General features: G+C 37.9%; 24 protein-coding genes. 12 read left to right on the top strand and 12 right to left on the bottom strand.

Going from position 1 to position 24,468, the window contains the following annotated elements; translation table 11 throughout:
- Window positions 1-263: IS3 family transposase (locus tag EZ444_RS19745; protein ID WP_165503673.1), on the top strand; the 263-nt coding region annotated here is incomplete at its 5' end.
- Between the two features lie 72 nt (window positions 264-335).
- Here EZ444_RS19745 and EZ444_RS19740 read toward each other — a convergent pair.
- Together EZ444_RS19740 and EZ444_RS19735 are read right to left on the bottom strand one after the other, a co-directional pair.
- Entirely contained in the window at window positions 336-2,168 is a 1,833-nt protein-coding gene (locus EZ444_RS19740) for a UbiD family decarboxylase (protein WP_131610877.1), read from the bottom strand.
- Between the two features lie 81 nt (window positions 2,169-2,249).
- Window positions 2,250-2,729 carry a Dps family protein gene (locus EZ444_RS19735; protein ID WP_131610872.1) on the bottom strand — a complete coding sequence of 160 codons (480 nt, stop codon included), beginning with the start codon at window positions 2,727-2,729 and terminating at the stop codon, window positions 2,250-2,252.
- A 186-nt stretch (window positions 2,730-2,915) separates the two neighbouring features.
- Here EZ444_RS19735 and EZ444_RS19730 point away from each other — a divergent pair, with 186 nt between their 5' ends.
- Together EZ444_RS19730 and EZ444_RS19725 are read left to right on the top strand one after the other, a co-directional pair.
- Window positions 2,916-4,100, top strand: coding sequence for a LysM peptidoglycan-binding domain-containing protein (locus EZ444_RS19730; RefSeq protein ID WP_131610871.1), 1,185 nt, complete (start codon window positions 2,916-2,918; stop codon window positions 4,098-4,100).
- On the top strand, window positions 4,090-4,731 hold the full coding sequence (locus EZ444_RS19725; RefSeq protein ID WP_131610870.1) for a uridine kinase family protein: 642 nt from the start codon (window positions 4,090-4,092) through the stop codon (window positions 4,729-4,731). The genes EZ444_RS19730 and EZ444_RS19725 overlap by 11 nt, the downstream gene beginning before the upstream one ends.
- Window positions 4,732-4,889: 158 nt before the next feature.
- Here the strand turns inward: EZ444_RS19725 and EZ444_RS19720 are convergent, their stop codons facing one another.
- From EZ444_RS19720 to EZ444_RS19700, 5 genes are all read right to left on the bottom strand, one after another.
- Window positions 4,890-5,546 (bottom strand): 3-oxoacid CoA-transferase subunit B, encoded by a 657-nt coding sequence (locus EZ444_RS19720; RefSeq protein WP_131610869.1) that lies wholly within the window; start codon window positions 5,544-5,546, stop codon window positions 4,890-4,892.
- Between the two features lie 17 nt (window positions 5,547-5,563).
- Complete coding sequence (locus EZ444_RS19715) at window positions 5,564-6,265, bottom strand: CoA transferase subunit A (RefSeq protein WP_131610868.1); 702 nt, start codon at window positions 6,263-6,265, stop codon at window positions 5,564-5,566.
- Between the two features lie 52 nt (window positions 6,266-6,317).
- The gene (locus EZ444_RS19710; protein WP_131610867.1) at window positions 6,318-7,415 is read right to left on the bottom strand and encodes a PQQ-dependent sugar dehydrogenase; all 1,098 of its coding nucleotides are present in this window, start codon (window positions 7,413-7,415) and stop codon (window positions 6,318-6,320) included.
- 66 nt (window positions 7,416-7,481) lie between these two features.
- Entirely contained in the window at window positions 7,482-9,854 is a 2,373-nt protein-coding gene (locus EZ444_RS19705; RefSeq protein ID WP_131610866.1) for an endonuclease MutS2, read from the bottom strand.
- A gap of 2 nt (window positions 9,855-9,856) precedes the next feature.
- On the bottom strand, window positions 9,857-10,432 hold the full coding sequence (locus EZ444_RS19700) for a DUF4296 domain-containing protein (RefSeq protein ID WP_131610865.1): 576 nt from the start codon (window positions 10,430-10,432) through the stop codon (window positions 9,857-9,859).
- A gap of 70 nt (window positions 10,433-10,502) precedes the next feature.
- Between EZ444_RS19700 and EZ444_RS19695 the strand changes: the two genes are divergently transcribed.
- From EZ444_RS19695 to EZ444_RS19670, 6 genes are all read left to right on the top strand, one after another.
- Window positions 10,503-11,195 (top strand): YggS family pyridoxal phosphate-dependent enzyme, encoded by a 693-nt coding sequence (locus EZ444_RS19695; protein WP_131610864.1) that lies wholly within the window; start codon window positions 10,503-10,505, stop codon window positions 11,193-11,195.
- Between the two features lie 6 nt (window positions 11,196-11,201).
- On the top strand, window positions 11,202-11,669 hold the full coding sequence (locus EZ444_RS19690) for a GNAT family N-acetyltransferase (RefSeq protein ID WP_131610863.1): 468 nt from the start codon (window positions 11,202-11,204) through the stop codon (window positions 11,667-11,669).
- Window positions 11,670-11,685: 16 nt separating this feature from the next.
- On the top strand, window positions 11,686-12,483 hold the full coding sequence (locus EZ444_RS19685; RefSeq protein ID WP_225874778.1) for a DUF3298 and DUF4163 domain-containing protein: 798 nt from the start codon (window positions 11,686-11,688) through the stop codon (window positions 12,481-12,483).
- A 3-nt stretch (window positions 12,484-12,486) separates the two neighbouring features.
- Window positions 12,487-13,761: an aspartate kinase gene (locus EZ444_RS19680; RefSeq protein ID WP_131610861.1), complete on the top strand. Its 1,275-nt coding sequence runs from the start codon at window positions 12,487-12,489 to the stop codon at window positions 13,759-13,761.
- 4 nt (window positions 13,762-13,765) lie between these two features.
- The gene (locus EZ444_RS19675) at window positions 13,766-14,950 is read left to right on the top strand and encodes a hypothetical protein (protein ID WP_131610860.1); all 1,185 of its coding nucleotides are present in this window, start codon (window positions 13,766-13,768) and stop codon (window positions 14,948-14,950) included.
- Between the two features lie 124 nt (window positions 14,951-15,074).
- Complete coding sequence (locus EZ444_RS19670; RefSeq protein WP_131610859.1) at window positions 15,075-18,071, top strand: glycosyltransferase family 117 protein; 2,997 nt, start codon at window positions 15,075-15,077, stop codon at window positions 18,069-18,071.
- Between the two features lie 153 nt (window positions 18,072-18,224).
- Here the strand turns inward: EZ444_RS19670 and EZ444_RS19665 are convergent, their stop codons facing one another.
- On the bottom strand, window positions 18,225-18,860 hold the full coding sequence (locus EZ444_RS19665) for a peroxiredoxin (RefSeq protein WP_131610858.1): 636 nt from the start codon (window positions 18,858-18,860) through the stop codon (window positions 18,225-18,227).
- A 73-nt stretch (window positions 18,861-18,933) separates the two neighbouring features.
- A complete protein-coding gene (locus tag EZ444_RS19660; RefSeq protein WP_131610857.1) occupies window positions 18,934-19,878 on the bottom strand; it encodes a DUF72 domain-containing protein in 945 nt (314 codons plus the stop codon).
- Window positions 19,879-20,518: 640 nt separating this feature from the next.
- On the opposite strand from EZ444_RS19660, the gene EZ444_RS19655 reads away from it, so the two are divergent.
- Window positions 20,519-20,701, top strand: a complete 183-nt coding sequence (locus EZ444_RS19655; RefSeq protein WP_131610856.1) for a hypothetical protein — start codon at window positions 20,519-20,521, stop codon at window positions 20,699-20,701.
- 87 nt (window positions 20,702-20,788) lie between these two features.
- Here EZ444_RS19655 and EZ444_RS19650 read toward each other — a convergent pair whose 3' ends face one another.
- Both EZ444_RS19650 and EZ444_RS19645 read right to left on the bottom strand, forming a co-directional pair.
- On the bottom strand, window positions 20,789-21,880 hold the full coding sequence (locus EZ444_RS19650) for a S1C family serine protease (RefSeq protein WP_131610855.1): 1,092 nt from the start codon (window positions 21,878-21,880) through the stop codon (window positions 20,789-20,791).
- Window positions 21,881-21,887: 7 nt separating this feature from the next.
- Window positions 21,888-22,454: an RNA polymerase sigma factor gene (locus EZ444_RS19645; RefSeq protein ID WP_131610854.1), complete on the bottom strand. Its 567-nt coding sequence runs from the start codon at window positions 22,452-22,454 to the stop codon at window positions 21,888-21,890.
- A gap of 534 nt (window positions 22,455-22,988) precedes the next feature.
- On the opposite strand from EZ444_RS19645, the gene EZ444_RS19640 reads away from it, so the two are divergent.
- Window positions 22,989-23,201 (top strand): hypothetical protein, encoded by a 213-nt coding sequence (locus tag EZ444_RS19640; protein WP_090779564.1) that lies wholly within the window; start codon window positions 22,989-22,991, stop codon window positions 23,199-23,201.
- A 382-nt stretch (window positions 23,202-23,583) separates the two neighbouring features.
- Here EZ444_RS19640 and EZ444_RS19635 read toward each other — a convergent pair whose 3' ends face one another.
- The gene (locus tag EZ444_RS19635) at window positions 23,584-23,829 is read right to left on the bottom strand and encodes a helix-turn-helix domain-containing protein (protein ID WP_131610853.1); all 246 of its coding nucleotides are present in this window, start codon (window positions 23,827-23,829) and stop codon (window positions 23,584-23,586) included.
- Window positions 23,830-23,957: 128 nt separating this feature from the next.
- Here EZ444_RS19635 and EZ444_RS19630 point away from each other — a divergent pair, with 128 nt between their 5' ends.
- Window positions 23,958-24,266, top strand: a complete 309-nt coding sequence (locus EZ444_RS19630; protein WP_131610852.1) for a hypothetical protein — start codon at window positions 23,958-23,960, stop codon at window positions 24,264-24,266.
- The last annotated feature ends 202 nt before the right edge of the window (window positions 24,267-24,468 follow it).

Here is a 24,468-nt window from a genome sequence, read left to right as displayed (position 1 = left end):
ATTATGGATATAGAAAGACTTTAGAAAAACAAGGAATTATACAGAGCATGTCTAGAAAAGGAAACTGCTTGGATAATGCCGTGGCCGAAAACTTTTTTGGAATCTTAAAGACAGAATTACTGTACTCGCAAAGATTTGAAACAGCAGAAAAGTTTATCCTTTCATTAAAAGAATACATTAACTACTACAACAATAAAAGAATAAAAAACAGGTTAAATGGAAAGAGCCCGGTGGAATACCGAGCTCTCGTACAAAAAACTTAATTTTGTTAACCTGTCCAACTTTTTGGGGTCACATCAAAACATGATCAGGCATTTTTTTATGCACTCGTCATGCTAAATAACACCCTTCAAGGAAGCACCCTCTAGTCCTAACCTATCAATATGTCTTTCTACCGCTTCATCTTTAATCAATTCAGGAGCATGGTGTGGCTTTTTACGCGCATCAATGATAACAGGACCTGTACAGCCCCAATGTTTGTTACTGATAAAGCTCCCTATCCCGTGGATATCAGAAGCCGGATTGCTTCGGGTAAAAGTAACCCATACCAGGTTATTGATTGTTGCAGCTGTAAACTTAGGATCGTCACAAACCACAATTAAACCTAAGCCAGTCAATTGCTGATCTTTTAAATCCTTGTTCAACAAAACCATTTCCTGTTCAGCATGAGCTGCATCCACATAAGAATGAGCACCTATAACCAATACCCCTGGGATAGCCATGTGGTAATTGTTAAATGGCTCTGGTAAATGAAAGCCCTCAGGTAGTTCGTTAGTCAATACCCGTTTTTGAGCTCCTGCAGCTGCAAAGACAACCTTCGAACCGCTATTTAAGCCATCACCACTATAATCCAGTGTATCAATGGTTGTATGGGTATGAAAATGTAAATCTGTACGGAAATCCATTCGCGAAAGCACATGCTGCATAAAACCAGATAAATCATGTGTATCCAAATGCTCATCATCCTCTCTTGCTGCGATAAACAGGTACTTAGCCAGACTTAATTGGTTTTTTCCTAAAATATGATTGGCAATAGTCAATATCTCCTGAGGCCTGCGCTCATTTAAATATGGCGTATATCTTTCACTTCCTATGGCAAACAATAAGGGATGTACTCCTGCAGCATCAACTGCATTTACTTCTTTTAAGCCGTGAATTTCTTTAGGCAAGGCCGATCCAGCTATTTCATGAATTAATGCACCAAAACTGGTATCTTCTTGAGGCGGCCTTCCAACTACTGTGAACGACCATATCGCATCCTTACGATGGTATACGTTGTGTACCTTCATTAAAGGAAAAGGATGTGTAAGACTGTAATAGCCCAAATGATCTCCAAATGGTCCTTCCGGTTTATTTTCCTGAGGATAAACCGTTCCAGTGATCACAAAATCAGCATCAGCTGATAAGCAAAAGCCTTCTTCATCATAAAAATACCGGAATCTTCTATTCCCTAGCGCGCCAGCAAAAGTCATTTCCGACAAGCCTTCTGGCAAGGGCATTACCGCAGCCAAGGGATGTGAAGGTGGTCCACCCACAAAAATACTTACTTTTAAAGGTTGCCCCTTGGCATTGGCTTTAGACTGGTGTACCCCTATCCCTCTATGGATTTGGTAATGCAATCCTATTTCTTTATTCAACTCGTAATCATTACCAGCAAGCTGTATCCTATACATCCCAAGGTTGGCATTTAAAATCCCCGGTTTATCAACATCCTCGGTATATACCTGCGGCATTGTAATAAAAGGACCGCCATCCATAGGCCAGTTTACAATTTGTGGCAATGCACCAATCGTTGTTTTGCTGAATACGGATTTAAAAGTTTGTTTTAAAGGTAGTGCAGTCAGTGCCGTAAGTGCAATTCCTGGTAATTTTAATGGATTTTTTAAGGCTTTAACAGGATCAGAACGAAGGTTTACCAATTGTTCTACTTTAGGCAGACTATCCCTAAACATAAATTTAGACCGTTCCAAGGTGCCAAATAAATTGGAAACCGCTGGAAACTTGCTGCCTTTCACGTTTTCAAAAAGCAGGGCTGGCCCATTTTGCTCATATACGCGCAAATGAATGGCCGCCATTTCGAGGTAAGGATCAACCTCTTCTTTTATTCGAATCAAATGACCGTGCTTTTCTAAATCGGCAACACAATCTGCTAAGCTTTTATATCCCATCGCCTCAAAGATATTAAAAGAAAAATCGTCATGCCGAAATATATTCAACATGACGATTCGCATAAAAACTAATGTAGGAAATTATTTCTTACCGGAAAATGAGCGTAGCATCCAGGTGTTTTTCTCTTTAAACTGCATAAACTTATTTACCATATCGTTGGTACCATCATCACTTGCATCGGCAGTAGCATTAAGCAATTCGCGTTCTAATTCAATCAACTTAGCCATATCGTGCAGAACGGCATCCACCATATCCAGATCTTTCATTCCTATAGTATTCACTTCCTGAATGGTCGACTCTTTAATATAATCGGCAAAACGGCTATGTGGCGGTTTACCTAATGTCAACACACGCTCCGCAATTTCATCTATGGTCAATTGAGCATTGGTATATAATTCTTCAAACTTTATATGTAGCGTAAAGAAATTCTGACCTTTAACATTCCAATGGCAACCTCTTAATTTCTGATAGTGAACATGGTAATTGGCCAGGTAATCATTTAACATATCAACTACCGGTTTTACTTCTTTTTCTTTTAAACTGATTTCTTTTGCATCCATAATATTTTTTTAATTTTATTTTGAGAACAGTATTTGTCTGCTATTGTAACAGATGAGACCATAAATGGTTTGGAAAAATGTTAATCAGGCAGGCAATAGGACAGGAAAAAGAACGTTTAATATTCGAATTCGACGCTTTATTTATATTATTCGTATAATTGCCCTTTAAATTTTACAAAGACATTAATGCATAAATATTATATAGTATCCGTATTTGCACTCCTGATTAACTTGTCTGCGGCAAGTGCCATTACAAGAGATTCAATAGGAGTAGAAAGTCTCAACGGAAAAAAAATAATCGTACACCAAGTTGTTGCTAAAGACACTTATTATTCAATCGGCAGACGTTACAATGTAGTTCCGAAAGATATCATGAACTTTAACGACAGTAAGTTCTTACAGATTGGTGTAATTGTTAAAGTACCTACAAACACGCCTTTTACAGCTTCAGCTGCCAAAAGTAAAACCTCAACTGCTGCAAGTAAAGCAAATCAGACTGCTGTTGTGGCAACCACTTCAGAAGGGAACCTTTCGGAACATATGGTTCAGAAAAAGGAAAACCTGAACATGATTGCCAAACAATACGGGGTAACGGTTAATGACATTAAAGAGGCAAATAACCTCAACTCTAACAACCTTCAGATTGGGCAATTGTTAAAAATACCAGGAAATGCTGCTGAACAACCAGCAACAAAGCAACGCACGACGCAAGTGCCGCCGGTGCAACAAAAAGCAGAAGAAACTGTCGTAAAAACTAATATCCCCCCTGAAAACAGGTATAAAAAACCTGAGCAAAAACCAGAGAAAAAAGCAGCAGACACCAGTAAACCAGAAGAGTTTATTGAGCATAAAGTAGCTTCAAACGAAACCATGTATTCTATCGCTACACGCTATAAAATAACCATGGATCAGTTAAAAGCGAAAAACAACCTGCATGACAATTCTTTATTTGTTGGACAAAAGCTATTGATTAGTGGGCAGTATCCTCCGAAAAATGTTCCGTCTACTACAGAAAACCATGTAGATACTTTAAATTCTATAAAAGATCCTGCCTTAAGGTTACCTGCTAGCAGATACGGTTTAAATCAGGTAGATGAAAAAGGAACGGGTATCTGGATTATGGATGCAGACCTTGATCCTTCTAAAATGCTGGTATTACACCGTACAGCGCCTATTGGAACGGTGATGAAAATCACTAACCCAATGACCAACCGGTCGACCTTCGCTAAAGTTGTTGGTAAATTCACTGAGAATGAATCAACAAAAGATGTTATCATTGTAATGACTAAAGCTGTTGCTGATGCTCTGGGAGCTTTAGACAAAAGATTTTATTGCAATTTAACATACGGCGGACAAGACAATGAACAATAAGCCCTTCATTATTGGTATAGCGGGAGGAAGTGGATCCGGCAAAACCTTTTTTTTAAACTCTTTTTTACATCATTTTAAAAATGATGAAGTAACGCTCGTTTCTCAGGATGATTATTACCACCCTGCTGGCGAAATGACCCAGGAAGAGAATAAAATCTACAACTTTGATCTCCCAACCACCATTGACGATCAACAATTTTTAGTAGACATAAAAAAACTCATTAAAGGGGAAGTGATCTATAAAAAGGAATACAACTTTAACAACCCTTTGGCCGTTACCAAAATATTGGAAATCAGTCCTGCACCAATCATCATTGTTGAAGGACTTTTTATTCTCCACTTTAAAGAGATCGCAGCCTTACTGGATCACAGAATCTTTGTGGAAGCGGAAGAAGAGGTTGCCTTGCAACGTCGTATCAAACGCGATGGCATGGAACGTGGCTATCCTGAAGAAGATGTAGTGTACAAATGGCACAACCATGTAGTGCCAGCTTACAAGGAGTTTTTACTCCCTTATAAAGAGACCTGCGAGACTATTGTGATCAATAACAATGATACTCCTGATGACATCATTAAAATAACAGAAGAGATTTCTGTGGATTTGAAAGAAAAATACTGCAATCGCATTTAAACAAAAATACTGCAATCGTAATTACATAAAAAAGGAGCTTTAATAAGCTCCTTTTTTATTTGTACGGCCGTCATCCTGAATTTATTTCAGGACCACTCTTAGGGCGGTTTTGAATAATATGTGCGAGGTCCTGAAATAAATTCAGGATGACGACAGCATTAAAATACCATTTCTGGTACGTCGTCATCCGCAAACAATTTACCCAAGGTAGCTTGTCTGATAAAGTCAACACTTACCCCTGGCGCACGTTCAATCAGTCTAAAGCCGCCTTCTGGCAATACGTCCAACACAGCAAGTTCCGTTACAACTTTCTTAATACACTTTACGCCCGTTAGTGGCAAAGTACATTTCGGAAGTAATTTACTTTCGCCAGCCTTATTTACGTGCTGCATGGCAACAATTATATTTTTAGCAGAAGCAACAAGATCCATTGCACCGCCCATACCTTTCACCATTTTACCTGGGATCTTCCAATTGGCGATATCTCCATTTTCTGATACCTCCATGGCACCAAGAATAGTCAAGTCTATTTTCTGACTTCTAATCATTCCAAAGCTCAATGCCGAATCAAATATTGATGATCCTGGCAAAGTGGTAATGGTCTGTTTTCCGGCATTAATTAAATCGGCATCTTCTTCTCCTTCAAAAGGGAAAGGGCCCATTCCTAACAGTCCATTTTCAGACTGCAGTACTACATTTATTCCATCAGGGATATAATTGGCAACCAATGTTGGAATACCAATTCCTAAATTCACATAATATCCGTCACGTATTTCTCTTGCGATGCGCTGCGCAATTCCATTTTTATCCAGCATATAAATATTTTATAGGATTACCCTCTAGTTCTAACTGTACGTTGTTCTATTCTCTTCTCATAATTTGCTCCCTGAAAAATGCGGTGAACAAATACACCAGGCGTATGCACCTGATCCGGGTCAAGCTCCCCTGCCTCAACCAGTTCCTCCACTTCGGCAATCGTTATTTTACCGGCCATAGCCATCACTGGATTAAAGTTGCGACTGGTAGAACGATAAATCAAGTTGCCAGCAGTATCACCTTTCCATGCTTTTACAATTGCAAAATCGGCATCAAAAGCATACTCCATCAGGTAGTCTTTACCATTAAAGTTTCTTACCTCTTTACCTTCAGCAACTTCAGTTCCTACTCCTGCTGGAGTAAAAATTGCAGGCATACCATAACCAGCAGCCATACATCTGGTAGCTAAAGTCCCTTGTGGGATCAATTCCACCTCAAGTTCGCCACTTAACAACTGACGCTCAAACTCAGCATTTTCACCTACATAAGAAGAGATCATCTTTTTTACCTGACGTTGTTGCAACATCAATCCTATACCAAAATCATCAACACCCGCATTATTAGAAATACAGGTCAATTCTTTAACACCCTTTTTTACCAGTGCAGTAATGCAGTTTTCTGGAATTCCACACAACCCGAATCCGCCAAGCATTAAAGTGTCACCATCTTTAATGTCTTTTATAGCTTCTTCCGCACCCGAAACAACTTTATTGATCATACATTAATATATTTTGCTGCTAAATTATACTATATCTGCCGTACCGACCAACTTATTTAGCGATTTCTATGATCTTATCGTCATTCCCATTACTACTTCCAATATATACTTTGCCATCTGGCGACTGACAAATAGCCCTTAAGCGGCCATATTGGTTTACAAAAAAGTCTTTGCTACCCAGTATTTTATCGCCAGCATCACTCAACTTAAGTTGGGTAAACTTGGTGGCCTTTAAACTAAGTAGCAATAATGAATTTTTAAATTCGGGGATAAGACTAGAGTTGTAATAGGTAAGTCCAGATGTGGCAATGGTAGGTGTCCATGCCATCAATGGTTCTACGACATTATTTGCAGCACAAAATGTCTGCTCAGCACTCTTATCGCAGAAGCCTTCTACGTTTGGCCAGCCATAATTGCGTCCTTTCAGAATCAGGTTTACCTCATCATCATTATTTGGTCCGTGTTCTGAGGCATAGAGTTTATCACCAGCCTGTACCAATCCTTGAGGATTTCTATGACCAAAGCTCCATACCCTGTTATTCGGGAAAGGATTATCAGTCGGAATCGATCCGTCCATATTTACCCGCAGTATCTTACCAGATAACGAACCCATATTTTGGGCGTTGCTAGCCGTACTCGCATCACCGGTAGTTATAAAAAGTTTCTGATCCGCAGAGACCAATAATCTCGATCCATTATGGATAGACGATGCCGGAATCTGATCAAGAATAATTAATGGCGAATTTAAAGTATTACCAGTATAAGTATAGCGAACCACCTTTTCCTTATAGCCGCCGGAGTTGTAATTGTAAACTACATACACCCATGGATTTGTGCTAAACTGCGGGTTAATAGCCATCCCCAATAAGCCGCCCTCACCATCCGCCACCACATCAGGAACATTTAACAACAAAGTAACGGCACCAGTTTGCGGGTTAACCCGACTAATCTTGCCTCCACGTTCTGTGATCCAAAGCTGCTGATCCGGCCCATAAACCATTTCCCATACATGAGAAAGTCCGGCACTTAGTATCCGCGTTTTTATCTCGACATTAGGTAACTCTTCTTCCTCTTGAGTTGGCGACTTCTTTTTTGAACAAGCATAGAAAGCAATTAAAATAGAGAGGATACTGATCGCTAAAATTTTCATAATGATTGTGATTATATTTAAACGGACAAAACCGACTTAACTATAACACACTCATTCTAAATATGTTTAATTAAAATAAACATAGGTTATACCGTCTCCGCCTCTATCCGCATGCTCATCCTCAACACGGTTTACCTGGCTATATTTTTTCAGGTATTGCCTAATCATTTTTCTAAGGATACCATCCCCTTTACCATGAATCAGTTTAACCACAGGAAAGCCAAGCATAATCGACTTATCTAAATACTTCTCTACCTCATGCAGCGCATCCTCCCCGCGCATTCCTCTTAAATCCAGCTCAGCATTAAAACTACTGATCGCTTCAGAAATACTGCCGGAATAAGAATTATGCTGCACAATTTTCTTAGCCTGTTTATTGCTGATCTTTTGCACCCTATTTTTTTTCACTATAGAACGCAGATCGCCAAGCGCCAACACCAGGTTATCTCTATTAATTTCTAAAACCTGGCCCATGGTCTCAGTACCTTTCAATTGCACCAAATCCCCCACTTCGATAGGCGTATTTACAGGCTGAGGCACTTCCGGCTTTTTCTCTTCCTTTACCTGGTTCTGCACCAACACCTTTTGCAGGTTTTGTCTCAGTTCCTTGGTTGCCACTTTATCGGCCTGCTTCTCTTTAATCTCAGCTATGGTATTTTCTACCAGCTTATTCGCATTCTTAATGATTGCCTGCGCCTCCAACTTTGCTTCTTTAATGAGTAATTTCTTGTTCTCGTCCAAAAACAACTTCAACTTCTCATTCTCGGCAACCAGATTTTTAACCTTATTCTGCTGAGTAGATAAATGGAGCTTGGTATCGTAAATCTGCTTTTTCTCACGTTCCAGATCTACCAGCAAACTATCTATCCTGTTCTGATTGGTTCCCGTTTTCGCGCGAGCCAATTCAAGCACTTCCTTTTGCAGACCTATATTCTGGGCAATTTCAAAAGCATAAGAACTTCCGGGCTTACCAATTTCTAAAACGTACATGGGTTTCATTTTCCCATTGTCAAACAACATCGAAGCATTCTCCAGTCCGGGCGTATTACCGGCAAACAGTTTTAAATTCGAGTAGTGCGTGGTAATTACGCCCCTCACCTTTTTATTGTTCAATACTTCCAATACCGCCTCGGCCATAGGTCCCCCAAACTGCGGATCAGTACCTGTACCAAACTCATCAATCAGCACCAATGATTTAGGCGTAGCATGCGCCACGAAATACCGCATCTTGGTTAAATGTGCACTATAGGTACTCAAATCACTCTCAATAGATTGATCATCACCAATGTCCGCAAAGATATTATCGAATATACCTACCTCACTCGACTCATGAGCTGGGATCAGCAAACCTGATTGCACCATGATCTGTAATAAACCCACTGTTTTCATACAAACAGATTTACCACCGGCATTAGGCCCCGAAACCAATACAATTCTCAACTCATTATTGATGTGAATATTTAAAGGAACAACCGTCTTTTTATCTTCTTTAAAGGAAAGGTATAACAAGGGATGCATTGCATTGATCAGCTTCGTTTTAGCTTCCGGAATCAGTATAGGCATATCAGCCTCTACTTCTATCGCAAACAAAGCCTTAGCCCTTACAAAGTCAAGCTTGGTCAGGAAACCATGGTACGACAACAATAACGGCGTATAAGGACGTAAATCATTGGTTAAGGCAATCAAGATTCTAATGATCTCTCTTCGCTTATCAAACTCAAGGTCGCGCAGCTTATTGTTTAACGTAAACACCTCTTCTGGTTCTATGTAAACCGTTTGCCCACTTGCAGATTCATCATGGATAAAACCGCGCAGTTTTCTTTTATTTTCTGCTAAGACTGGAATACACATGCGACCATCACGAATGGTTAAACTACCATCGGCCACCCAATTGTTACCCACCGCCTGCTTATAAATCGAATCCATCCGCCTGCGTACATCTTGTTCTGTCTTAGCGATATCGCCAATAATACTTTGCAATTCATGCGAAGCATTTGGCTTAATTTTCCCTTTTGGATCAAGAACAGTCTCTATTTTTTTAAGGATATTTTTTTCTACCGGAAGGTGCTCAAACAAGGCTTCCAAATTAGGATAAACATCCTTTCTTTCTTCAAAAAACCGCAAAACAGCAAATACCGTTTGCAAAGAAGCATACATCTGGTGCAATTCATCCTCAACCAGGTAAGCCCCCTCTACCCTAATCTTTTCAGCAAGGGTTTTAATGTCAAAAAAGGTGCTGATTTGTAAAGGCTCTTGATTTTCAAGGATACTTTTAAACTCCTGCGTTTGCCTCAAAAACTTATTGATCTGGTCAAACTTGGTCATCACCTGCATCTTCCCAACCATCTGTTGTCCCATCGGACTCAAACAATGTTTGTAAATAAGCTGTCTTACCTCACTAAAGCCCAAACGCTCCAAACAATTCTCTGGATATAACATACTTATTTTAAATCTTTCAGACCTTTATAGTCCATTTTTAATCTGATCACGTCAATACTCTTTTTAACCGTGTCCTTTAACTTCGCGCTATCACTTAGCTTAGCAGTATCTGTTAACTTTTTCTTCAGCTTAGTCCGATCTTTCAACAAAAAGTCGGCCCAGAAAGTAGAATCTGCAGTCCTTGTCGAATCCCGAACCATTTTCAGCCTTGCTTTCTGTATTTCATTTGCATTAAAAATAGAATCGGCCTTCACTATGGCATCTTTTTCCTTTGTCAACTGACCAGTAACTTTTACATAAATATCATTCAATACTTTAGGCTCTTTATAATAGTAATTCATGCTCTTGTTATACAAGGCCGAATCGATATCATATTTCTTATAAATGCCCTTATAATAACCCGCAGCAATAATTTTCACCGAATCAGGGCGGGCAACCTGACCTATATAACTATCTGCAATATGAATATCGTGCAATACCTTCGCCATCTCATCAGGTTGGATGATATCTTTTGGGACACCCGGTTTACATCCTGAGATAGAAAAAAAGACAATTACGATATATAAAAAGTTCCTCATTATGTTAAAACATCATTATTTCTTAGACAAAGTTCGCTAAGGTTGTTAATTTTACCAAAAATACTGATAAATGAGTATAGCAGATAACTTATTAAAATATAAAAGCGAATTAGATCCGATATCCGTTAAATTAATTGCGGTGTCTAAATACCAGGAAGCCGATGCCGTTTTAGAAGCCTATAACGCCGGACAAAGGGTATTTGGTGAGAATATTGTACAGGAACTGGTTGATAAACAAGCTAAATTACCAAAAGATATAGAATGGCACCTAATCGGCCATTTACAAACCAATAAGGTTAAATACATTGCTCCTTTTATTAGCCTGATCCAATCGGTAGACAGCTTAAAATTATTGACGGAGATTAATAAACAAGCGCTTAAAAACAAACGGGTGATTGATTGTCTGCTTCAGATTTATATTGCTGATGAAGACACCAAGTTTGGACTAGGCTTTGATGAAGCCATAGAATTACTACGTTCTGATGAGTTTGCTGAGCTAAAAAACGTACGAATTGTAGGCGTTATGGGTATTGCGAGCAACAATGCATTGGAAAAACAAACTAACGATGAATTTAATGAATTAAAGGTGTTGTTTGACGGAATTAAACTGAGTTTCTTTAGAAAAGCAGATTATTTTAAAGAAATATCAATGGGCATGTCTAGCGATTATAAACTAGCCATCGAACAAGGCAGCACTATGGTACGCATTGGCAGTAGCATTTTTGGGAAGAGAAAGATTAAGCATTATAAAGAAGAGTTGTAAGGTAGAATGAACATAAATTTAAGAGTAGCGGTAAAAGAGGATTGTGTAAGATTATTAGAACTGGTACATGAGCTGGCAGTTTATGAAAAGGCTCCTGAAGAGGTTACAGTTACGTTAGAAGAATTTGTTGATGCAGGTTTTGGCGAGCATAAAGTATGGGATGCCTTTGTGGCCGAGGTAGATGGATTTATTGCAGGCTTTGCGATTTATTACACCAGATACTCCACATGGAAAGGCTGTCGCTTATACCTGGAAGATTTTATAGTAACAGAAAGTTACAGAGGTAAGGGTATTGGTAAATTACTTTTTGAACGTGTGATGCAAGAGGCAAAAGACAAGGGGTATAACGGTATGAACTGGCAGATTTTAGACTGGAATGAGCCTGCCCTTAATTTTTACAACAAGTACGATGCACAGATCGAAGCAGGTTGGCTTAATGGTTCATTCTCAACAGAACAGTTAAGTAAGAAATAATATTAAAAATGCAGCCATGAAAAAATTAGCCCTTTTATTCCTCTCATTAAGCTTCATCGCCTGTCAGAATGAGAAAAAAACCATTAGCAGTTCAGACCAAGTAAACGAGACTGACCTCTCTTTTAAATATGACTCGGTAAAAGTATCCAGCAACGTTTTGGTTAAGGGTAACGAAAACTTGACCGATACCACAAAAGCAGTCATTTCCTATCCTGTATTTTCAGATCAAAAGATAAACCAGTTTATTGAGCAAAAGGTAATGAAGTTTGCAAATGAGGGGGAACATTATGCCACTTACAATGACTTTGCAAGTTCTTTCATTAAAAACTTCGATGCTTTTAGCAAAGAAAATAAAGAATATGGCCAAACCTGGTTTTTGGATGCAAAAGTTAAGGTTGAGGAACAACACCCACAATATCTTTCTTTCCTGATCACTTTTGTGAACTACGAGGGCGGTGCACATCCCAATAGTTCCTTCACTTACCTGAATTATGATCCGCAAAATCATCAAGAGATTCTTTTAGATTCACTGATCAATCCGGGTTCAATGCCAGAATTAACTGCCATAGCAGAAAAAATATTTAGAAAAAATGAGAAGCTATCCCCTACTGCAAGTTTAAAAGACAATTACTTCTTTGAAAACGACAAATTTAGCTTAAATCAAAATTTCAGCATCAACAAAAAAGGCCTAAAGTTCCTTTACAATCCGTACGAGATTAAAGCTTATGCCTACGGAATTACTGAGCTGGTTATTCCTTTTGCCGATTTAAAGGATGTCGCAAAACCAAACAGCTTACTTAACCCCGCTAATTAGAAAATGAAGATATATAAATTTGGAGGAGCATCGGTTAAAGATGCCGAAGGAATAAAAAACGTTTCATCAATTATCCAAAACCATAAAGGCAATCAGCTGCTGATTGTGGTTTCTGCAATGGGTAAAATAACCAACAAACTGGAAGAGCTAACAACGGCCTATTTAAACGGTCAGGATGATGTTCACCAGATATTTGATGAAATAAAACTATATCACTTTAACATTTTAAATCAACTCTTTCCAGATCACAATCATCCAATATTCAATGATGTTGCAAATACTTTTGTAGAGATTGATTGGCTGATTGAAGAAGAACCAGAAGATGCTCCTGATTATATATATGATCAGATCGTTTCTATTGGCGAGATTATCTCTACCAAGATTCTTGCAGCCTATTTGGGTACCTTACAAAACAACGTGAAATGGGTAGATGCGCGTAATTTTGTTCATACCGACAATACTTACCGTGAAGGGCTGGTAAACTGGGAAAAAACAGAAGCTGAAATACAAGAAAATCTGGCTCCTCTTTTAAAGGACAATATTGCCGTAACACAAGGCTTTATTGGTAATACCAGCGAAAACTTTACGACTACATTGGGCCGCGAGGGTTCGGACTATTCTGCAGCTATATTTTCGGCCTGTTTAAATGCAGAATCTATGACGATCTGGAAAGATGTACCGGGCGTTTTAAATGCCGATCCTAAATGGTTTGATGAAACGGAAAGGATTCCACAGCTTTCCTATCATGATGCCATAGAGCTAGCCTATTACGGCGCCACGGTTATCCATCCAAAAACCATCAAACCCATACAAAACAAAAACATTCCTTTGTATGTACGCTCATTTCTTCATCCCGATGCAGAAGGAACGGACATTACCGATCTAAAGAATCATTTACCAGTACCTTCCTTTATTTTTAAGGTAAATCAGGTTTTGTTGTCCATATTTCCTAAAGATTTCTCTTTCATTATTGAAGAGAACTTGAGCCATATTTTTAGCCTCTTTCATAACCACAGAGTTAAAATCAATACGATGCTCAACTCTGCGATCAGTTTTTCCATCAGCTTTGATTATGATGCAAAAAAACTGGAAAGCTTAATCGCAGACCTATCTAAGGATTATAAAGTAAAATACAATACAGACGTTGAATTGGTGACCATCAGGTATTACAATCAGGAAACGATAGATCGCGTAACGGTAAATAAAAACATTCTTTTGGAGGTGAAAAGCAGAAATACCTGCCAGATTGTAATGAGAGATAAAAAAGAAACGGAGTAAATCCTTGAACAAGCACATTTTAGATAAAGCCGTACAGGAATTCATCAGTCAACACTTAAATGATGATGTCCATAAAATCGCTATGGCTAAAAGTCCTTTTAAGGATGTTGAAGCCCGCGAACTGGCCAATCAAATTGCTGCAAAAAACAAATCCGTTAAGAAACTATCCACGTGGTACCAGACAGAAGGTATCTACTACCCGCCGCTACTTTCGATAGAGCAATGCTCATCAGAGACAACAGCGGCATACAAAGCGAAACTGGTTATTGGAGACAGCCTTATCGATCTGACAGGCGGCTTTGGAGTAGACAGCCATTACTTTGCAAAGGCAGTTAGCTCGGTGGTACATTGCGAAATAAACCCTGAGCTATCCGAAATAGCAGCACACAATGCAAGGGTATTAGGGCAAGATAACGTGAACTTCCTGGCTACAGATGGACTGGCTTACCTTCAAAACACGAAAGCTACCTTCGACACCATCTATATCGATCCGGCAAGAAGAAGCAGCGCAGGAAAAGTGTTTATGCTAAAAGACTGTACCCCAAACGTGGTGGAACATCTAGATTTGTTACTTCAAAAATCTTCAAGAATCATCGTTAAAACAGCTCCCCTCTTAGACCTATCCGCGGGCCTAAAGGAATTGAGGAATGTTACTGAAATCCATATTGTAAGTATAAAAAACGAATGCAAAGAGTTGCTGTGGATTATAGAGAAACAGGAAGTCTCAAACGTAAAAATAACCTGTACCACCTTAAATGAAAGTGAAAAGAGTTTTAGTTTCTTAAAAGGCGATGAAGAAGCTAGCTTGCCTCAAATACTTACACAACCCCCTTCTGGCTACCTGTACGAACCAGATACAGCATTACTAAAGAGCGGAGCCTTTAACCTGATCGGTTTGACTTACGGATTAAAGAAGCTGAATACGCAAACACAGCTTTACAGTAGCGAGCAAATCAACCAACAGTTTCCGGGAAGAATCTTTAAAATAAATAGAATCATTAGCTCTGGAGAATTAAAAAAAGAAAAACAGCTTGTTGGCAATGTAATCGTTCGGAACTACAGAGATAAAGCAGAAAATCTGGTCAAAAAGTATAAAATAAAGCCCGACAACCACCGGTTCCTGATTTTCACAGAGAGCAAAAATGATGGCTACATCGTAATTGATGCCACTATCGAGCAGCATTATTAATCCTTTTCAAAGCATTCCTAATGCTAGGTTACCTTCTAGAATTTAACAAACTTTAACACTCACAACCAACTGTTTCTTAATGATTTAATTATTTTTGATTAACCATAAATCAAAAACCTAAATCATGAAGAACTACCAACGCATTAATAACCTCACGGGCTTCATTCTTTTCGCCTCTGCTAGTATTGTTTATTGGCTTACCATGGAGCCTACCGCTAGTTTCTGGGACTGTGGCGAATTTCTCTCTGCATCCAATAAACTAGAAGTAGGTCACCAACCCGGAGCCCCTTTATTTCTGATGATTGGCAAAATGTTCTCCCTCTTAGCCATGGGCGATACCGCCAAAATAGCTTATTGGATAAACTTCAGTTCGGTATTGTTTAGTGGGGCAACCATTATGTTTTTATACTGGACCATCACTGCGTTGGCTTCAAAAATATATCCAAAAGAAAAAAGCACCGTTCAAAGCTTTAGTATAATTGCTGCCGGAGTAATAGGTGCATTGGCTTATACTTTTTCCGACACCTTCTGGTTCTCGGCAGTAGAGGCTGAAGTTTACGCACTTTCTACCCTATTTACCGCGATTGTATTTTGGTCGATCCTAAAATGGGAAAACAATATGGATAATCGATGGTTGGTGCTCATTGCGTTCTTAGTCGGACTTTCCATTGGCGTTCACCTACTCAGTCTACTCGCCATTCCAGCTATAGTGCTGGTTTACTACTTCAAAAAAGCTTCAAAACCAGATTTAATCGGCACGCTCAAAGCCTTTGCAGTTGGCTGTCTGCTGGTAGGACTGGTACAATTTGTAATCGTACAATACCTGGTGCTCTTTGCTGCAAAATTCGACCTCTTTTTTGTAAACACTCTTGGCTTTAGTTTTGGTTATGGGGCTATGGCATTCATTTTCCTACTAGCCGCGGCTATTGCTTATGCCATTTTCTATTCTATTAAACATCATAAATACAACCTTAACCTTGCGCTTGTCTGCTTAACTTTCATTCTTTTTGGTTTTAGTTCCTATTTCATGATCGTGATCCGGGCCAATGCCAAACCCAATATCAATTTATCAAATCCAGACAATCCATTTTCATTACTTAGCTATTTAGGTCGCACCAATTACGGTGATACGCCATTGTTATATGGAAAAACATTCGACGCACAACAAACCGAAATCAAAGAAACAGGCACAGAATACAGAAAGGGTGCTAAAACTTATGAAGAGTCTGGTAAGGCTTACAAGCTGAGCTATGATAAAAACCTACTCTTTCCACGCACTTACAGTAATAAACCCAGACATGCAGAATTTTATAAAAACTGGATGGGACTCGAAGAAAATGAGAGCCCTGGCTTTTTCCAGAATCTAAGCTTCTTTCACTCCTATCAAGTAGGCTTTATGTACTGGCGTTATTTCTTATGGAACTTTGTAGGGCGCCAAAGCGACGTCCAGGGACAAGGTAGTTTAACAGAAGGAAATTGGATTACAGGAATTAAAAGTTTGGATGGTTTGAGACTTGGAAATCAAGCGAAATTACCACCTTCTATCACCGCCAACGAAGGAAACAACATCTATTATGGCTTACCATTCCTTTTGGGCATTGCAGGTTTGATCTTTTTATACAGAAAAAACAAACAGATGACGATCATCATTGCGACGCTTTTCTTTTTCACCGGACTGGCCATTATTCTTTACTTAAATCAGGATCCATTACAAGTGCGCGAAAGAGATTATGCTTATGTAGGCTCATTTTATGCTTTTGCTATTTTTATAGGCTTTGGAGTGTTGGCCATCAAAGAAACCATGGCACGCATGGCATCACATAAGTTAAGTCTGGCTTTGGCAGCTATCACAGGCCTATTGGTTGCCCCAGTAATTATGGGCACACAAGGTTGGAACGATCATAACCGCTCTGATAAAAAAACGGCTGTAGACTTTGCCGTTAACTATCTTAATTCCTGCGCGCCAAACGCCATCCTATTCACCAATGCAGATAATGACACCTTCCCTTTATGGTATGCACAAGAGGTTGAAGGTATCAGAACAGACGTAAGAGTGGTTTGTCTGCAGTTTTTAGCTGACAGTGACTATATCGATCAGATGAAAACGCAAGCCAACCTATCGGCTCCCCTACCAATTGGTATGACATCCGAAAAATATCAAAAAGGTGTTCGCGATTATCTCCCGTTTATAGATTATGGCTTTAAAGACAGCGTAGAGTTGAAAGATTTACTAACTGTACTTACTTCAGATAACAAGGATGATAAAGTAGAAATGCAAGGCGGCTCATTTGAAAACTTCCTACCCACCAAAAAGTTTAAATTAAGCATTGATGCTAATCAGTTGGTAAAAACAAATACCATCCAGGCAAAAGATAAAGACAAAATAGCCCCGCAAATGGAATGGGATTTCAAAAAGAACTTTGCTAGCAAAGCGGACCTTACCATGTTAGATATCCTTGTCAACAATAACTGGGAAAGACCTATCTATTTTGGCTCTTCACTTTCCGAGGATACTTATATAGGTTTGGATAAATACCTTTATCTGGAAGGCTATGCTTATCGTTTATTACCACTTAAAAGAGATGCTAAAGACAACCGCGATAAATCAGAGGTTACCAATTCTGATGTTATGTATAGCAATACAGTACATAAAATGGATTTCTCCGCTTTCAACAAAGCGAAATACCTTGATCCGGAAAGCAGAAGGGTTGCAAATGATACCTGGACTTACCAAAACGCACTTGCAAAAAATCTGATTTCAGAAGGAAAAAATCCTCAGGCCCAACAAATCATCACAAAGAGCATTAAAGAACTACCTTTAAAACTCTATTCAATTCATGATACATTGAACAGATTGGAGACTATTCAGATTCTACACAACTTAAACAACCATCAGGATGCAAATTTACTCGCCAGTCAAACGGCTTCATTTTTAGATCAGGAATTAAACTACATCGCATCATTGCCTGCAAGGCAGCAGCAAGTGTCTTTAAGGGATATTCAGATTGGAATGTATGTTTTAAATGGTTTAGCTGAATTGACCAACGAAACAGCGCTAAGCAAGAAGATCAAAAAAAAGTATAAAGAACTGGAAGATAGTTTCAGTAAATCCTTAGGTTAAATCCAGCTTTTTTAGGATTTTCCAGAATTCAAAGGGGTCGAATTCGATCCCTTTATAAAGGCCAGTGCGACTTCCCATTAACCTATTAAAAACAAAAATGGGATGTCCTTCTGGACATCCCATTTTTGTTTTCTTCAAAACCTATCTTAAATATTATTTATTTGGTTGAGGAGTCATTCTCAAATAAGGTTTAATTTCTTTATATCCTTTAGGGAACCTAGCAGGAATATCTTCAGTTTTAATGCTATTTGCAACAACGACATCCTCTCCATCTTTCCAATCAGCAGGTGTAGCCACACTATAATTAGCAGTAAGCTGTAAAGAATCAATCACTCTTAACACTTCATTAAAATTACGTCCTGTAGATGCAGGGTAAGTAAGCATCAGCTTCACTTTCTTATCAGGAGATATAATAAACAATGAACGTACAGTTAACGTCTCAGAGGCATTCGGATGGATCATATCATACAAATCTGCAATCTTCTTATCTTCATCCGCTATGATTGGGAAATCAACATTCGTATTTTGAGTTTCATTAATGTCTTTAATCCAGCCTTTATGCGATTCAGCAGAATCCACACTAAGTGCCAACACTTTCACATTTCTTTTCTCAAATTCACCTTTCAATGCCGAAGTACGACCAAGCTCTGTTGTACATACCGGTGTATAATCTGCCGGATGAGAAAACAACACACCCCAGCTATCCCCTAAGAATTCATAAAAATCAATATCTCCAATAGATGTCTCAGCCTTAAAGTTGGGCGCAACGTCCCCTATTCTTAAACTCATAATTATATTTTTTTGGTTTATTAATTGTCTAAAACAAATTTAACTAATAAAGTCTACAAATTAAGTATACTATCTAAAATAATTCTCCTTGATTTGTCAAATCATTAGGATCATTGATGAATTTAATAGGTGCCGCCTTTGCACTCAGGTGTTTATTAAATTGTTCGATGGTATAATTGGCCAGAATGGGCGTATCCTTTTCATCATGCTGGTGCAGAAAAAAGTAAACCTTTGCTAATCCCTTATCTAACCAGGTTTTAATCCGAACTACCCAGTCATCAATCCTTGCGAAATCAGAATCTTTGTGCTCCTGTCCATTTCCTACAAAGCGAATAAATATTTCGGGGATGGTCAATTCCATGTGTACACAATCCCGCCTGCCACTTGCATCCGTAATTATCGCCCCTTTTTTATACTTGGCTAACATTTCAAAAAGTTGGGCTCGTGCTGCATGATCCGAAAACCAATCTTCGTGCCTCAGTTCCACAAACACTTCTAAATCTATAGGTAAGTGTTTAATGTAATTCTCCAACACATCGAAGTTTTTAGGGCCAAAGTTATCACCCAACTGCAAAAAACAAGGACCTAAAAACTGACCAAATTCGTGAATACTAGAAAGGTAAAGATCGGTAGGCACCTCTGCATCTTTTAACCGTTTAATATGGCTGATGGTTCTGGAAAACTTAGGACAAAACAAAAAGCCATTGCTGGCATTCTCTTCAGCCTTTGCTCGCCATTTACGAATCAATTCGGCATTAGGAATGCTATAAAAAACTGCATTCAACTCAATCGAGTTAAAGTGCTTTACGTACTCATCCAAAAAGTCGGCCTCTTTGGTTTTTGGAGGATAAATCATATTCAACCATTCCTTCCGTCCCCATTTTGCACAACCAATATAAAATGCAGGATCTTTAACAGGTTTAGCGCCCGCAAGTGTTATTGCAGTTTGTTTCCCATCTTCAGGTAATGTAAAATCTACAGCTCTCAGCTCATTTGCGCCTACTTTTCCAAAGTCCATATTAAAAGTTTTATATAAAAAGAAACCCGAAACTAATGAATAAGTTTTAAGGATTCAATTTGTTCTTCGTCCAACATAACGACAAAATCACTAAAACTAGCAAAACAATAATTATTGAAAAATGTATATTTGATTTCCCATTATTATTAACTGCTCATAATGAATCACAAAACCAAAAAAGAAGAATTACGATTCGACTGCCAATTAAAAGCCAAAAACTTACAAACTGCCTTGAATTCGGTAGTTAACTATGATTTTCAATCATTTTTCCTCCTGGAGAACTACATTCGATGCAAAAAAGAAAGTATTGAAACAGTTGAGAGATTGATTAGACATTTGGAATCAGGCGAATAAAAAAAGAACCCCACATTAATTAAAATGTGGGGACTGTAAACGGTTTCTCAGGCCGTTCCTAACGCTCTCATCATGAAGGTAGCATTTATACTTTATTTATCAGTTTTTTTTTAAAAAAAATTAACGATTTTATCCCTACGTAAGTTTTCGACCCTATCCGACTGTGAACTTTCGCAGATCACCAGGATTGAAAATGGAGAGGTCAACACTATTGTTAGCTCAACTATTGGAAGAATAAATACAATCCTTAGCAAAAAAATGAATAAATTTTATTCAATTTGGTATTATGATCAGAAAAGAAATACAGGACGAATTAAAAGAGAATAAAACTACTGTTTTCTGGGACACAATTTTGAAAGAAAAAATCAAACCAGAAGATTCGAACTCAGTTGAAAATTATATAGAAAAAACTATAATTAAAGAAGCACCTGAAAACAGAGAAATAAAAAAAGAAGATAGACCTATATGAGTTTATAAAAATCCCCTCAAATGTATATTTAAGGGGATAAACGAAAAAGTAAATAAATCAAGGTTTCAATTCTTTTCAGAAGAACTACTATTTATAAACCTTGATCATAAATACATAATCCTTTATTTTATTGACTTGCTTAGGCTTGCTTAAGCCTTGCAATGAATTTCTTTTGCTGAACGCAACCTTAGTGCCCAAAGAATCATTAGGAATAGAATTTAACGCTTCCTGAATATACTTTGATTTAACAGCAAACGTAGCCCCATCAACCTGATTCTGCTTGGCACTGATCACCCCAATGATATTACCATCATGATCCAATAAAGGACCACCACTATTACCAGGGTTAACAGGAATAGACACCTGGTACTGGGTTGTATCACCATTATAACCTGTTTTAGAGCTCACATAACCTTGGCCATATACTGCATCATCCTTAGGGAAACCCAAAGTATATACAGATTCGCCCATACCTATCACATTTTGTTTTAGTCTGTAAGGCAAATTGGATAAGCTATTAAATGACTTATCTTCAATTTTAAGAATCGCCAAATCGTATTGCGAGTCTTTACGTTTTACAACAGCCTTATATGAATTACCTTTACTATCCTGAACATATACAGAATCCGCATCGGCAACTACATGTAAATTAGTTAAAATATAACCGTTGGATGTTAATGCAAATCCGGTACCTCCAAAATTAGCAGGCTTTAAATTAGGGGTTACTACATTACTGGAATTTATTTTCCGAATCAGGTTACTCTGAGAATTTTTAATCTTAGCCAACTCTCTACTTACCAACTCCACGCTTCCACTTTGTTGAGTAGTTTGTTGTATAGAATAAAGTGTAACTACGGTAAGTAAGATAAATGAAGCTGCCACCGCAATTGCCGCTTTATTTTTACGCCAGATATTTACAATAAACGAAGGATGAGGACCTAATTGTCTACTTAAGGTCTCCACATCAATCTGCGCATGCACCTGATTCATTTTATTTTTCAAATCAGAAATTGAGGCATAGTCATTTAATGACTCTAGAAAAACCTTGTGTGCAACCACCTTATGATCAACTGAAGGATCATTTAAACGCAATTGTTCAAAAGCTTTTGCCTCTTCTTCATTTAGTTTACCATTCAGGTAATCTTCAATTATACCCTCTAACTCTATCTCGTTCCGCATATCAGTATTAAGATTGAAAAAATAACTTTTTTAACCTTTGAAGGCATTTGTACTTCTGTGTTTTGGCATTATCCGTATTGGTATAGCCAAATTTCTCACAGATATCCTGCATTGAAAGGTTATTTATATAAAAATCCTGAATAATAGTTTTACAGGGTTCACCTAGATGAAGAAGTGCCGATTGCATTTTATCAAACTGGCGATCCTTCTCTTCATGTTGCTCTACATCCTCCTCCACTGATATTAAATCGTCAAAATCTGTAACGTCATTTGATTTTTTACTCTGCTGTGAAAGCTTCTTTAACCAAATTCGTCTACAAACTGAATATATGTAGGTTTTTAGTTTGCTGCTTAATTCAAAATTGCCGCTTTTAATTTTATTGTATAAAACGATGATTCCTTCCTGATACACGTCTTTTGCATCATCCTCATCACCATTATTATTCAGAATAAATTGTAAAATCATCGGGAAATACCCCGCATACAACTTATTTAGCGCTTCTTCTGAGTTATTTAAGATCCCTAAAACTACCTCTCTATCTGTTGGAACTGAACTGCTTATCTTATTACTCACCAATTAATACCTTTATACGTGAATGGTAACCCAATGTTAACTAAAAAAAATATTTTTTATTGCTATTATCTCTTAAAACATAAATTAACATCGATTAGTATCTCTTTACTATGCTTCGGAGATGGTTTTATACAACAAGGAGTCCGAAAGGAGTCTGAAAGGAGTTTCAAAGGAGGCAGGGTCCTACGAGAGTCCTAGGAGATTCCTAACAGAGTCCTAGCAGACTCCTAGGAGTCTTAGACTGTCCCCGAAGGATCTCAAAAGAAAGTGCGTCACATATCACACTCATTATAACCACTAAAGGAATTTTATTAAAATAAAAAGAAAATAAATTTGAAAACAATAAATAAATGATGATATATTTGCGGCTCGGAATTAGGACCTGAGAAACTTATCCGATTGTAAAACAGCACAATATAAAGAAAAAGCATTTTTATTAAATTAATTTTACTTTTTTTTGAAATCACTGGGTTACCTTTTAAACTTTCAGGTATTAATCAGTAAAATTAATTAATTATTTAAAATAGAATTAGAATGAAAAACGCATTTAAATTTGGCTTTTTAGCTTTAGCAATCACTTTATCAGTAGCAGCTTGTCAATCATCAGAAAAAACTGGCGAATCTACAGATACTACTTTAACTGATACTTCTGCTGTTGTAACTACAGTTGATACTACAGTTACTGATTCAGCTGTAAAAGATACTACAGTTAAAACTACTACTGAGACTACTGCTCCAGCTCACTAAGCTAAATTAGACTTTATAAAAAGGCCTTGGTTTCCCCAAGGCCTTTTTTATTGCCCAATACTTTTTATCACCATTTTAAATTGGAAGCAGTTTGTTTTCATAACCAATAATTCGAGGGGCAATGCTGGGACCTTCCCCAGGTATTGACGGGGCCATCCTGGGCCCAATAACCTTAACAACACACTGTCAATGACTGCCCCGGACCAAAGTAACAATCAAGCACTTTTTTGGTATTGATCTGAATTTGGTATTTATTCCAAACAAATTAATTTGTTGGATAACACAATATACAGTCCCAATTAACGTCTTTACATACGAGAGCGTTAATTTAGATGAGCGGAAATAGTTGGATTGACTATTTCCGCTTTTTTATTTGCCTGTATTATTTTTCAGTATTCAGTCCAGAAAAATCAAAAAGCGCCATCAAGTCCATATCAAAAGCTTTAGCGATTTTATTAAGTGTACTAAGCTTTAAATCAACTCTTCCCTTTTCAATATTGATAAGTTGAGGATGTTCTATGTCGGCAAGTAAAGCAAATTGTCTAATGCTCAATTCACGTTTCTCACGTAATCCTTTAATTCGTTCACCAAGTTTGCCTTTCAATAATTCTAGATCACTCGTATTCATCGATGAAAGATCAGCTTTGTAAAAAACATTTATGGTATACTTGGATATACCACTTTAACTCGATATATCGCATCTATGCAATTGATTTAATTATTATAAATAAGCAACTAATTAAAGGAGATCAAAATATGGAACCGCAAATCTTATCATTAGAAAACGATAAAATCATGAAAAAATTGGATTACCAGCCAACAGGCTTAACCAATGCTGACTTGGAAAATCCTTATGGTGTACTTGCTGATTTTTATGGTAACAACGACCTACATGAAATTAGAGAGAAACTTTGGCAATTGTATAGAAGCTGGGTCGGGCACTCAACAGGTTTCGCCGACGGAGAAGAAAATGCAGATATGTTGTTCTTCTATACACAACTAATTGATGTGATGAACGCTAGCTACATCTATACAGAAAAGAAAAAACTGTCCCCTAACTCCTAAAAAAAAAGACCCTACTTCAGAAAAATTTCTTTATAGTTAACTCCACGTTTACCGTTTGAAACCGCCATATTCCCGGACATTACCCGGACATTACCCGGACATTACTCGGACACTACCTGGGTGGAGCCGAGTAGTGTCCGGTTAACGTCCGTTAATACACTGTGAATTAAATTGCTTTATAATAGAGTCAGAGCAAAACCAG

It is taken from the genome of Pedobacter hiemivivus, assembly GCF_004331685.1.
GTDB lineage: Bacteria > Bacteroidota > Bacteroidia > Sphingobacteriales > Sphingobacteriaceae > Pedobacter > Pedobacter hiemivivus.
This window is presented reverse-complemented; position numbering and strand designations above follow the sequence as displayed.

Coding starts and splice junctions, on each gene's coding strand:
- EZ444_RS19740 (WP_131610877.1), bottom strand. CDS start 2,168: ATGGGATATAAAAGCTTAGCAGATTGTGTTGCCGATTTAGAAAAGCAC.
- EZ444_RS19735 (WP_131610872.1), bottom strand. CDS start 2,729: ATGGATGCAAAAGAAATCAGTTTAAAAGAAAAAGAAGTAAAACCGGTA.
- EZ444_RS19730 (WP_131610871.1), top strand. CDS start 2,916: ATGCATAAATATTATATAGTATCCGTATTTGCACTCCTGATTAACTTG.
- EZ444_RS19725 (WP_131610870.1), top strand. CDS start 4,090: ATGAACAATAAGCCCTTCATTATTGGTATAGCGGGAGGAAGTGGATCC.
- EZ444_RS19720 (WP_131610869.1), bottom strand. CDS start 5,546: ATGCTGGATAAAAATGGAATTGCGCAGCGCATCGCAAGAGAAATACGT.
- EZ444_RS19715 (WP_131610868.1), bottom strand. CDS start 6,265: ATGATCAATAAAGTTGTTTCGGGTGCGGAAGAAGCTATAAAAGACATT.
- EZ444_RS19710 (WP_131610867.1), bottom strand. CDS start 7,415: ATGAAAATTTTAGCGATCAGTATCCTCTCTATTTTAATTGCTTTCTAT.
- EZ444_RS19705 (WP_131610866.1), bottom strand. CDS start 9,854: ATGTTATATCCAGAGAATTGTTTGGAGCGTTTGGGCTTTAGTGAGGTA.
- EZ444_RS19700 (WP_131610865.1), bottom strand. CDS start 10,432: ATGAGGAACTTTTTATATATCGTAATTGTCTTTTTTTCTATCTCAGGA.
- EZ444_RS19695 (WP_131610864.1), top strand. CDS start 10,503: ATGAGTATAGCAGATAACTTATTAAAATATAAAAGCGAATTAGATCCG.
- EZ444_RS19690 (WP_131610863.1), top strand. CDS start 11,202: ATGAACATAAATTTAAGAGTAGCGGTAAAAGAGGATTGTGTAAGATTA.
- EZ444_RS19685 (WP_225874778.1), top strand. CDS start 11,686: ATGAAAAAATTAGCCCTTTTATTCCTCTCATTAAGCTTCATCGCCTGT.
- EZ444_RS19680 (WP_131610861.1), top strand. CDS start 12,487: ATGAAGATATATAAATTTGGAGGAGCATCGGTTAAAGATGCCGAAGGA.
- EZ444_RS19670 (WP_131610859.1), top strand. CDS start 15,075: ATGAAGAACTACCAACGCATTAATAACCTCACGGGCTTCATTCTTTTC.
- EZ444_RS19665 (WP_131610858.1), bottom strand. CDS start 18,860: ATGAGTTTAAGAATAGGGGACGTTGCGCCCAACTTTAAGGCTGAGACA.
- EZ444_RS19660 (WP_131610857.1), bottom strand. CDS start 19,878: ATGGACTTTGGAAAAGTAGGCGCAAATGAGCTGAGAGCTGTAGATTTT.
- EZ444_RS19655 (WP_131610856.1), top strand. CDS start 20,519: ATGATCAGAAAAGAAATACAGGACGAATTAAAAGAGAATAAAACTACT.
- EZ444_RS19650 (WP_131610855.1), bottom strand. CDS start 21,880: ATGCGGAACGAGATAGAGTTAGAGGGTATAATTGAAGATTACCTGAAT.
- EZ444_RS19640 (WP_090779564.1), top strand. CDS start 22,989: ATGAAAAACGCATTTAAATTTGGCTTTTTAGCTTTAGCAATCACTTTA.
- EZ444_RS19635 (WP_131610853.1), bottom strand. CDS start 23,829: ATGAATACGAGTGATCTAGAATTATTGAAAGGCAAACTTGGTGAACGA.
- EZ444_RS19630 (WP_131610852.1), top strand. CDS start 23,958: ATGGAACCGCAAATCTTATCATTAGAAAACGATAAAATCATGAAAAAA.